Annotated in this window: 1 protein-coding gene; it reads right to left on the bottom strand. The window is 66.0% G+C overall.

The window, feature by feature from the left end:
• Window positions 1-253, bottom strand: a 253-nt coding sequence (locus AF337_RS11120; RefSeq protein WP_280138841.1) for an acyl-CoA dehydrogenase family protein, incomplete at both ends; no start/stop codon positions are given.

Genomic DNA, 253 nt, shown 5'->3' with positions numbered 1-253 from the left:
GTCGTCCATCAGGCCCATGCCGCCGAAGATCTGGATCGCCTCATCGGTGACGCGGGCCAACATTTCGGAGGAGTAAAGCTTGGCCGAGGCGATCTGCCGGTCTGCGGAGAGCCCGGCATCGAGCCGCCAGGCGGCGGCGAGCGTCAGCCAGTCGGCCGCGTCGATCTCGGTTATCATATCGGCGAGCTTGAACGACACGCCCTGATTGGCGCCGATCGGCTTGCCGAACTGTTTGCGCTCGGCGGCGTAGGGC

The organism is Rhizobium ecuadorense (genome assembly GCF_001187535.1).
Taxonomy (GTDB): domain Bacteria; phylum Pseudomonadota; class Alphaproteobacteria; order Rhizobiales; family Rhizobiaceae; genus Rhizobium; species Rhizobium ecuadorense.
Note: the sequence above shows the minus strand (reverse complement) of the source record. Positions and strands in the feature narration are given on the sequence as shown.